The 8958-nt window shown below is 61.6% G+C and carries 12 protein-coding genes, 1 tRNA gene and 1 pseudogene; all 14 read right to left on the bottom strand.

Annotation, left to right across the window (positions count from 1 at the left end):
• Positions 1 to 135 precede the first annotated feature (135 nt).
• Positions 136 to 513 (bottom strand): 50S ribosomal protein L7/L12, encoded by a 378-nt coding sequence (rplL, locus tag NKI67_RS33580; RefSeq protein ID WP_023680442.1) that lies wholly within the window; start codon positions 511 to 513, stop codon positions 136 to 138.
• A 54-nt stretch (positions 514 to 567) separates the two neighbouring features.
• Complete coding sequence (gene rplJ / locus NKI67_RS33575) at positions 568 to 1086, bottom strand: 50S ribosomal protein L10 (protein ID WP_008875657.1); 519 nt, start codon at positions 1084 to 1086, stop codon at positions 568 to 570.
• Between the two features lie 392 nt (positions 1087 to 1478).
• Entirely contained in the window at positions 1479 to 2177 is a 699-nt protein-coding gene (rplA, locus tag NKI67_RS33570) for a 50S ribosomal protein L1 (protein WP_023680441.1), read from the bottom strand.
• A gap of 4 nt (positions 2178 to 2181) precedes the next feature.
• Entirely contained in the window at positions 2182 to 2610 is a 429-nt protein-coding gene (gene rplK, locus NKI67_RS33565; protein ID WP_023680440.1) for a 50S ribosomal protein L11, read from the bottom strand.
• Positions 2611 to 2770: 160 nt separating this feature from the next.
• Positions 2771 to 3298, bottom strand: coding sequence for a transcription termination/antitermination protein NusG (gene nusG, locus NKI67_RS33560; protein ID WP_006333333.1), 528 nt, complete (start codon positions 3296 to 3298; stop codon positions 2771 to 2773).
• A gap of 27 nt (positions 3299 to 3325) precedes the next feature.
• Positions 3326 to 3529, bottom strand: a complete 204-nt coding sequence (secE, locus tag NKI67_RS33555; RefSeq protein ID WP_023680439.1) for a preprotein translocase subunit SecE — start codon at positions 3527 to 3529, stop codon at positions 3326 to 3328.
• A 364-nt stretch (positions 3530 to 3893) separates the two neighbouring features.
• Positions 3894 to 3969 (bottom strand) — tRNA-Trp (locus tag NKI67_RS33550).
• A 77-nt stretch (positions 3970 to 4046) separates the two neighbouring features.
• Entirely contained in the window at positions 4047 to 4544 is a 498-nt protein-coding gene (locus tag NKI67_RS33545; protein ID WP_352596099.1) for a hypothetical protein, read from the bottom strand.
• A 145-nt stretch (positions 4545 to 4689) separates the two neighbouring features.
• Positions 4690 to 5172: a group II truncated hemoglobin gene (locus tag NKI67_RS33540; RefSeq protein WP_352596102.1), complete on the bottom strand. Its 483-nt coding sequence runs from the start codon at positions 5170 to 5172 to the stop codon at positions 4690 to 4692.
• Positions 5173 to 5263: 91 nt separating this feature from the next.
• Positions 5264 to 5473 (bottom strand): hypothetical protein, encoded by a 210-nt coding sequence (locus NKI67_RS33535; RefSeq protein ID WP_352622073.1) that lies wholly within the window; start codon positions 5471 to 5473, stop codon positions 5264 to 5266.
• A gap of 21 nt (positions 5474 to 5494) precedes the next feature.
• On the bottom strand, positions 5495 to 6430 hold the full coding sequence (locus NKI67_RS33530) for a COG3904 family protein (protein WP_352649125.1): 936 nt from the start codon (positions 6428 to 6430) through the stop codon (positions 5495 to 5497).
• A gap of 478 nt (positions 6431 to 6908) precedes the next feature.
• A pseudogene (locus NKI67_RS33525) lies at positions 6909 to 7007 on the bottom strand (EF-Tu C-terminal domain-related protein); the annotation flags it as partial.
• Positions 7008 to 7028: 21 nt separating this feature from the next.
• A complete protein-coding gene (locus tag NKI67_RS33520; RefSeq protein ID WP_352649123.1) occupies positions 7029 to 8714 on the bottom strand; it encodes a COG3904 family protein in 1686 nt (561 codons plus the stop codon).
• 160 nt (positions 8715 to 8874) lie between these two features.
• Positions 8875 to 8958: EF-Tu C-terminal domain-related protein (locus NKI67_RS33515; RefSeq protein WP_455749504.1), on the bottom strand; the 84-nt coding region annotated here is incomplete at its 5' end.

Raw genomic sequence — 8958 nt, 5'->3', positions numbered from 1 at the left:
CCCAAACCCCCTCTCCCATCCCGGCGGTGGCGCCCACCCCTTAAACCGTTGTACCCCCCTCGCCCGTCCCCCCCCCCCCACTCCCCCCAAATTGGGGGGGCCCCGGCCCCCCCCGGGCCCCCCGGTACTCAACGCTTACTTCAGTTCGACCTTGGCGCCGGCTGCTTCCAGCTGGGCCTTGAACTTGTCCGCGTCGGCCTTGGAAACGGCTTCCTTGACCGGCTTCGGAGCCGCCTCGACCAGGTCCTTGGCTTCCTTGAGGCCAAGACCGGTGATGGCGCGAACTTCCTTGATGACGTTGATCTTCTGAGCGCCTGCCTCGGTGAGGACGACGTCGAATTCCGTCTTTTCCTCGACCGGAGCAGCAGCGGCCGCAGCGCCGCCGGCAGCGGCAACCGCCACCGGAGCAGCGGCGGAAACGCCCCACTTTTCTTCAAGAAGCTTCGACAGCTCGGCCGCCTCGAGGACGGTCAGCTTCGAAAGGTCGTCTACGATCTTTGCCAGATCAGCCATTGCAATGTTCCTTCATAAGGTTCGAACGTGTGTTTGTGATAGCGAGGAACGGCCTCATGCCGCCTCGTCCTTCCGGGCGTAAGCGCCGATGACGCGCGCGACCGAAGCCGCAGGCGCATTGACGATCTGGGCGATCCGGGTTGCCGGCGTGGCGATCATGCCAACCAGCCTGGCGCGCAGCTCATCGAGCGACGGAAGTGTGGCGAGTGCCTTCACACCGTCGGCATTGAGCGAGGTGGTACCCATTGCGCCGCCGAGAATGACGAGCTTGTCATTTCCCTTGGCGAAATCGGACGCGACCTTCGGCGCCGCAATCGGATCCTCCGAATAGGCGATCAGCGTCTGTCCCTTGAACAGCTCGATGATCGATGCGGAGTCCGTGCCCTGAAGAGCGATTTTGGCGAGACGGTTCTTCGCGACTTTGACGGTGCCACCGGCGGCGCGCATTTTCGACCGAAGGTCGTTCATTTGCGCGACGGTGATACCGGCGTAGTGGGCCACGACGACTGAACCAGCGCTTGAGAACGCATCATTCAGGCCCGTGACGAGTTCGCGTTTTTCCGCTCTGTCCACTGCCTATCTCCAGTTGACCCCTGCCCTCTACGAAGGACAGGCGTCGGGTTGCCTTTTGCCGGCCGGGCCATCCAGTAACGGATCTCCCGAACGACGCTCGAGGATCCTGCCCCCTTTCGCCACACCTGCCGGCAAGCCGGACGGTGCGCAGACAAAAGGCAAACACGGTTCGAACCTTTCATTGGAGCTTGTGGCTCCTTTGTCCGGTCTTCACCCGTCTCATGCAGGCCCACATGAATTAAGGCCCACATCACCTAAGGCTTGGGGGCCGCCTGCAATCTCGGACAGGATGTCCGGAAGCCTTTCGACTTCCGGTACCGGGCCGCCGACAGGTCGGAGGCCCGGAATTCTTTCACGGATCAGCGTTTTAGCGGCCGATCCAATTGTTCGTATCAGGACGCTGCGAGCGTCGAGACGTCGAGCTTGAGGCCCGGGCCCATCGTCGAGGTGACCGACACCTTCTTGACGTAGTTGCCCTTGGCACCAGCCGGCTTTGCCCTGGTCACCGCGTCAGCGAAGGCGCGGACGTTTTCTTCCAGCGCCTTGACGTCGAACGAGACCTTGCCGACGCCGGCGTGAACGATGCCGGCCTTCTCGACGCGGAACTCGACGGCGCCGCCCTTCGATGCCTTGACGGCGGCGGTAACGTCGGTGGTGACGGTGCCGACCTTCGGGTTCGGCATCATGCCGCGCGGACCGAGCACCTTGCCGAGACGGCCGACCAGCGGCATCATGTCCGGCGTGGCGATGCAGCGGTCGAAGTCGATCGTGCCCTTCTGGACGATGTCGACCAGATCCTCGGCTCCGACGATGTCGGCGCCGGCGGCCTTGGCCTCCTCGGCCTTGTCGCCACGCGCGAACACGGCGACGCGAACGCTGCGGCCGGTGCCGTTCGGCAGGTTGACCACGCCGCGGACCATCTGGTCGGCATGGCGCGGGTCGACGCCGAGGTTCATCGCGACTTCGATCGTCTCGTCGAACTTCACCGAGGAGCGATCCTTGAGCAGCTTCAGCGCCTCACCCAAAGCATAAGCCTTGTTGGGATCGATGCCTTCGCGGGTCTTCGATACACGCTTTGCAATCTTTGCCATGATCTCAGCCCACCACTTCCAGACCCATCGAGCGGGCGGAGCCCTCGACCATGCGCATGGCCGCCTCGACGTCGTTTGCGTTCAGATCCTTCATCTTCTGCTCGGCGATGGCGCGCACCTTGTCGCGGCCGATCGTGCCAGCCTTGACCTTGCCCGGCTCCTTCGAGCCCGACTTCAGGTTGGCAGCCTTCTTCAGGAAGTAGCTCACCGGCGGCGTCTTCATGACGAAGGTGAACGACTTGTCCTGGTAGTAGGTGATGACGACCGGAACCGGCGAGCCCTTTTCCATTTCCTGGGTCTGCGCGTTGAACGCCTTGCAGAACTCCATGATGTTGATGCCACGCTGACCAAGCGCCGGGCCGATCGGGGGCGACGGCGTGGCCGATCCCGCGGAAACCTGGAGCTTGAGCTGGCCTGCAATTTTCTTAGCCATCTCTCTTCCTGCCTTTTCTCATGCCGGTCTTGCCGGCGGTTGCAGTCTGGTGGTGCGGTCCGCGCGGCCGGCTAAAGCCGCATTCGCCTCCCACCCGTTTTTGGCCGCGCGATCTCCGCGCCGCCTTCCCTGCCGCCGAAACCGGTGCAGGGATTTCGGATCAGCCCTTCTCGACCTGTCCGAATTCCAGATCGACCGGCACGGCGCGCCCGAAGATCGAAACTTCCACCTTGAGCCGCGCCCGCTCTTCGTCCACTTCCTGGACGAAACCGTTGAACGACGCGAATGGTCCATCCGAAACGCGGATCGCTTCGCCGATCTCGAACGTCACCGACGGCTTCGGCCGCTCGACGCCTTCCTGAACCTGGTTCAGGATACGCTGGGCTTCGGCTTCGGTGATCGGCACCGGCTTGGAGTCGCCCAGGAAACCGGTGACCTTCGGCGTGTTCTTGACGAGCGAGAACACGGCATCGGTCAGATTGGCTTTCAGCAGCACATAGCCCGGAAAGAACTTGCGCTCGGCATCGACCTTGCGGCCGCGGCGGATCTCGACGACCTTCTCGGTCGGCACCACGATCTGCTCGATGTCGGCGGACAGGCCCTTCTGCTTGGCCTTGTTCTCAATGTCCTCGGCAACCTTCTTTTCAAAGTTCGAGTAGGCGTGGACGATGTACCACCGCGCGGTCATTTCAAGACTTCTCCGTAATCGCCGGACTTACTGTCCGAGGCCGAGGATTTTTTCGACCGCAAAGCCCATGGCCACGTCTGCGGTAAAGAAAAAGATCATCGCGATGACCGCGAACACAAGGACCATCACCGTCGAGATCATCGTTTCGCGCCGCGACGGCCAAGTGACCTTGGCGGTCTCCGCGCGAACCTGCTGGAGAAAGGTGAAAGGATTTGTGGTTTTCGAAGCCATATGCCGCTCTGTCTGCAAGACCCGTTGGCCGGGTCTCCTGGATGATCCCGCTGGCCGGGACGTGCCGCTTGAGCGTGCGTTCGCGCCGAATCAGCGCAATCATTTCGCCCATGCAAATCAGACGCGTAAAGCCGGCTTCCCAGCTCCACGCGTCGCGTGTCTGTTTCGTCTACATAAAACCGATTCTTGATCCACGCAAGTGGCAAGTGTCCGCTTTATGCCCAAACGCCGCCTCGGAACCATCCAGTCGTTCCGTCCCGGCTATGCGGCCCTTATGCCGCAACTTATGCTATATGGCAAGTCACAAGCCGGTTTTCAAAGGCCGCACTGCAAAAGAATCGTTTTTAGGTATCCATTCAAAGAATGGCACGGGCAGCAGGGCTCGAACCTACGACCTGCGGTTTTGGAGACCGCCGCTCTACCAACTGAGCTATGCCCGTATGCGCATGTCGGCGCAACAGGCGCTTCCTAAAAGCTTCCGCGCGCTCTGTAAAGAGCGACGTGCGCTACCCGGCCTTCATCTTCGAAAGTCCAGGCGTCCTCCCGGCCATTTCCCGTCGATCCGTTGATTGCTGACGATCAAGCCGACCCAGGGACGCACGATTTCCGGGTCGGTCAGATTGATGTATTTTCCCACCAGCCCTTTCGCACCCTGGCGCCGGGCATCGATGAGCCCCTTGCGCACGCCATTATGCCAATCGAACAGCAGGTAAACTCTCTCTCCCGCCGTCTTCACCTCGCCCCAGCCAGACTTCCATTTATCCTTGCTGTCGCCTGGAATCGTGGGATCGGCACCGCCGTTCCAACGGCTGGACCAGCTGCCTTCGATGGTGTCGTTGCGGTCGCGGTCGCTTTCGGTGCCCCAGGCCTCGGCATTTTCATCGCTTGGAGTTCCCTCCAGTTTCGCGCCGGCGGCGAACGCCGACACCTCCTCGTCGTCGGGAGTGGGGACGTCCATGACGCCAAACGGATTTCGGATTCCACTGTCAGAATTTGCTTTGCTGTCCGATCCCATCGCAGGCCTCCGGTTTTTCAGCGCGGCCCCCGCCAGCCACGGCGGCCTCAAACCGTTCCAGCCTGGCGGACCGAACCATTCACCGCCACCAATTTCCCGCAAATCGGGTCCTGGCGGCAGGGTTTTCGACCGATTCGCGCCCCGGTCAGTCTCCCGAAGGCGCCTTGTAGGGGCCGCCCGGCACCCCCCAACCCCAGGCCGGCATTGGTTCGCTCTCGGGATCGCAGGTCGGGCCCTTGTTGGAATTCATCTTGGCCAGCCGCGATCCCCATTCAAGATAGCCCATGAAGGCCGAGCGGAATTCGGGATCGTCAGGCAACCCGATCTCGTCGGCGGCGTCGGCGAGAAGGTTGATCCAGCGCCGGCGCTGCTCCTCGGTCAGATGCTTGCCGAGATGGTGCATCACCATCTCGCGATGGCCGCCGTGCTTTTCGCTGTAGGTTTTCGGTCCACCAAAAACTTCGCCGATGAAAGCCGCGACGTGAGCGGGATGATCCGGCGACATGTGTTTGAACACCGGACCGACTATGGGGTCCCGAGAGACGTTGTCGTAGAAGGTTTGGGTCAGGCGGTTCAGCGCTTCGGAGCCACCAGCCCATTCGAACAATGTCGGGACATCCTGGCTCATTCGTGTTTCCCCCATGCTGGTCTTCGCTGGACGATAGCGGAAACACCGAGCGCCGCTCAACCTGCCTCGATGGGCAGTTTGGCCGGCGAAGCTACCGCTTAGGGCGCGTCGCGGCCTCGGTATTGGCCGACGGCGCGACCCTGCAATTATCGGCCTTCGGCACCGACCTGCAGATCGTGGCGCCGGTCAGCTCGTCAACCGATTGAGAACCCGTCGTTAGCCCGAGCTGCAGCATCGCGTCGGCTTCGAGTTGGGCGGCCCCAGGATCGCCCTTTTCTGTCTCGATCTCCCGCTGGCGCAACCAGTCGCCTACCCCGGCTGATCATGGTTTCATGTCCGATGATGTGTACGGGCCACTCGCCACGTCCCAACGCCAAGCCGGCATTGGTTCCATCTCAGGATCACAGGTGGAGCTCGCCCCCGCTACCCGCGATCCCCCTCCGATGCAGGCTATGAGGGTTTGCGGGGGATTGCCGTACGACCCTTCGTCGCCGGCATTGGTCGCCTGTGTGGCCGGCTGAGAAATTTGGACTTGAACCGGTTGAGAAGGTCCGGCCTTCGCCTCGATCGCTGCCGCCTCGGGCGGCTTGGCATTCGCAGGGATCTCTCTGCAGTTCGCCGGCGCAGGACTCTGCCGGCATATGCCCGTCTGCGTAAGTATGTCGAGAGAGCCGCTGCTGGTGACCAGCTTCATCGTCAGCATGTCGGCGAGGGAGATCTGCCGGATGTCGCTGGCGGGCGTAGCCTTCATTCTGTCCAGTACGCCCTGGCCGACACCCATCTCCCTGAGATAGGCCGACAGCCTCCTCTCAAGCGCCTTGTTCATCTCATAAGTCTTGTAGCTGCCGGCATCCGTGCGGCTGATAACCTTGGTGCCGATAACCTTCTTCCGGCCGTTCACAATTCTGTATTTGGTGCGGTAATATACCTGTTCGCGCCGATATGTAGTGGTGATCTGATGGACGCCTAGATAGGCCCAACTGCCGACCACGCGTCCGACGCCTCCAGCAAACATCAGCGGACATGCGGAATTGCACATGGCACCGCCGTCGGACGCAATGCCGAAATATGCGGCGCCCTTGCCGTCATTGGCCCGGCAATCCTTCATCCCGGGCCAACAATCGGAAAACTTGGTCGTACCGACGGCGAGATCGAGCTTATTCTTGCGGATTATTCGACCGAGCCGGAGCGCAGCGTCGACATTGCCGCCCGGGGAATTGACGATGATCGGCAATTTTCGGCGGCCGAGCGCCTTCAATATACGCTTGAGCTGCACTGGCGTGCTCGCCGAGATGGCGCCTTCTGCCGAAATCCATTCCGGACAATTAGGCTCGCAACCGGTCGCATTGCTGCGCACGACGACGAGTTGCATCTCCGAAAAACCATCGGACGAACTGCCCGGACGGTACCATGACTTCGGATCCCATGTCCTCGGATCGGACACATCCTCGGCATTCGCAGCGAAGCCAGCCATCGCCATGGCGACCACCAGCGCCAGACTAACCAGCCCGCGCCACCACCGTGCCATACTGTCTGAACGGCGTCTCGGAACCACGTTTGGCAAAAAGCCCCCTCGATGCAACCTATACTAGTTGACATGGCGGGGCTTGCAACAGCTTTTGAAATGACGGCGTGCCCGCTTCAACGAGGCCGCCACGCAAGGCTCCAACGCAGAAAGGGCGGCCCGAGGACCGCCCTTCTTGCATTCGGAATCGGCCGGCGAATGCCGGCGGCAATTATTCTTTGATGGTGACGACGATGCTGGCACCGACGGTCCGGCTGCCTTCACGGATGGCGAAGCGCAGCTTCTCTTCCATGGCGATCGGCACGATCAGCTCGCGGCCATCATGCCCGCGTTACGATTTGACCGGCGTGCTGGCCTGAGCCTTGGCGCCCGAGGCTTCGCGGCAGTTTTCCGGCCGTGGCTCCGATCTGCAGATGCCTGGGCCTGTCAATTCGTCTGCCGATTGATGCCCGGTTGTCAGCCCGTATTTCAGCATCCTGTCGAGTTCGAGCTGCCGTTCGACTGAATACAGCTGAATTGCGGTAAACAGACCGGGGCCGATGGCCATGTCCTCGAGATAGGCCTTGACCTTTTGCTCCTGCCCTACCGAATGCACGCTCAACTGTGCACGCGGGCCGACCAGGCGTTTGACACCGCCGGCGAGCATGATCGGACAGGCCGAGCCGCAACCGCCGCCGGCATCGACCGTCAGCCCATTGTAGACGCCGTCTTCGGCCGTGCAGTCGGCCTGCCGCGGCTCGCAGCCAATGAAATCCGTCCGGGCCACAGCGACGTCGAGCTTGCGTTCGCGGATCAGCCTTCCGGCCGCCAAAGCACCGAGCACATCACCACCCGGCGAGTTGATAACGATGGGCAGGCGCCGGTCGCCGACGCTGTCAAGCAGTTGGCGCAATTTTTCGGGCGTGTCAGCGGTAATTGCGCCTTCGGCCGAGATCCATTCCGGGCAGTTGGGATTGCAGAGCGGGTTGCTGCCGCGGACCAGGACGAAGCGCATGTCAGCGACCTCCTTCGCCGGCGGGGTTTCGAGCCCTGAAGGTGCAGGCTCGGCGCTCGCCACCACTTCGCCGGCCGGCTTCGCGATATTCGCCGGCGCCGGCACTTCCCTGCAACTCGCCGGCAACGGATTGGATCGGCATAGCGTTGGCGCGATCAGCAAGTCGACGGCATCCAGGCTGGTGACGAGATTCATTTGCAGCATGTCGTAGGGAACCAGTTGCTGGATGCTACTGGCCGGCGTGCTTTTCATGGTCTCGAGCACGCCCAGGCCGACGCCCATCTCCTTCAGATAGGCCGCCAGCTTCCGCTCCAGCGGCTTGTTCATTTCGTAGGTCTTGTAGCTGCCGGCGTTCTTCCGGCTGACGACCCTGGTGCTGAGTATCTTCTTCTTGCCTTTCACCATGCGATAAGTGGTGCGGTACAGCAATTTCGTCCGGATATAGGTCGTGGTGATCTGATGGACGCCGAGAAAGGCCCATTCCCCGACCACGCGCCGGATGCCACCGGAAAACATCAACGGACAGGCGGAATTACAGATGGCGCCGTTGGCATAGGCTTCGCCGAAATAACGGGAGCCCTTGCCGTCGTTTTCCTTGCAGTTCTTCATATCTGGCAGACAGCCGACGAAACCGGTTTTACCGACGGCGATATCGAGCTTGTTCTTGCGGATCAGGCGGCCAAGTGTCAGCGCAGCTTCGACATTGCCGCCGGGGGAATCGACGACGATCGGCAACTTTCGGCCGCCAAGCGCTTTCAGCGCGCGTTTGAACAGGGCCGGCGTGCCGGCTTCTATCGAGCCTTCCGCCGATATCCATTCCGGACAGGTCGGCTCGCAGCCCGGCGCGCTGCTGCGGACGACGACGAACCGCATCGTCGGGCCGAAATCAGGCGCGGATTTTTCCGGCGTGGATTTCTTTGCATCCGCTGCGAAGGCAGCGTGGCCCATGGCAAGCAACGACACCAAGCAGATCAGCCCTAGCGACCACCATGCCTGACAATGCAAACGGCGCCATGGAACCATTCGGGCAGCCCCCTCGATGCAACCTATACTAGTTATGGCAGAGGCGCTTGCAACAGGATTTGAAGCAATGCGGTTAATCCATTGCCAGAATATCAGAATCAAAAAGGGCGGCCCGAAGACCGCCCCCTTTGCATCCGATCTCAACCGGCAGCGCCGGCGATTACTCTTTGATGGTGACGACGATGCCGGCACCGACGGTGCGGCCGCCTTCACGGATGGCGAAGCGCAGCTTCTCTTCCATGGC

This window comes from Mesorhizobium sp. M0408, assembly GCF_040321495.1.
GTDB lineage: Bacteria > Pseudomonadota > Alphaproteobacteria > Rhizobiales > Rhizobiaceae > Mesorhizobium.
The sequence above is the reverse complement of the archived record's forward strand: the minus strand, read 5'-3'. Positions and strand labels throughout refer to the sequence as shown.

Coding starts and splice junctions, on each gene's coding strand:
- rplL (WP_023680442.1), bottom strand. CDS start 513: ATGGCTGATCTGGCAAAGATCGTAGACGACCTTTCGAAGCTGACCGTC.
- rplA (WP_023680441.1), bottom strand. CDS start 2,177: ATGGCAAAGATTGCAAAGCGTGTATCGAAGACCCGCGAAGGCATCGAT.
- rplK (WP_023680440.1), bottom strand. CDS start 2,610: ATGGCTAAGAAAATTGCAGGCCAGCTCAAGCTCCAGGTTTCCGCGGGA.
- nusG (WP_006333333.1), bottom strand. CDS start 3,298: ATGACCGCGCGGTGGTACATCGTCCACGCCTACTCGAACTTTGAAAAG.
- secE (WP_023680439.1), bottom strand. CDS start 3,529: ATGGCTTCGAAAACCACAAATCCTTTCACCTTTCTCCAGCAGGTTCGC.
- NKI67_RS33545 (WP_352596099.1), bottom strand. CDS start 4,544: ATGGGATCGGACAGCAAAGCAAATTCTGACAGTGGAATCCGAAATCCG.
- NKI67_RS33540 (WP_352596102.1), bottom strand. CDS start 5,172: ATGAGCCAGGATGTCCCGACATTGTTCGAATGGGCTGGTGGCTCCGAA.
- NKI67_RS33520 (WP_352649123.1), bottom strand. CDS start 8,714: ATGGTTCCATGGCGCCGTTTGCATTGTCAGGCATGGTGGTCGCTAGGG.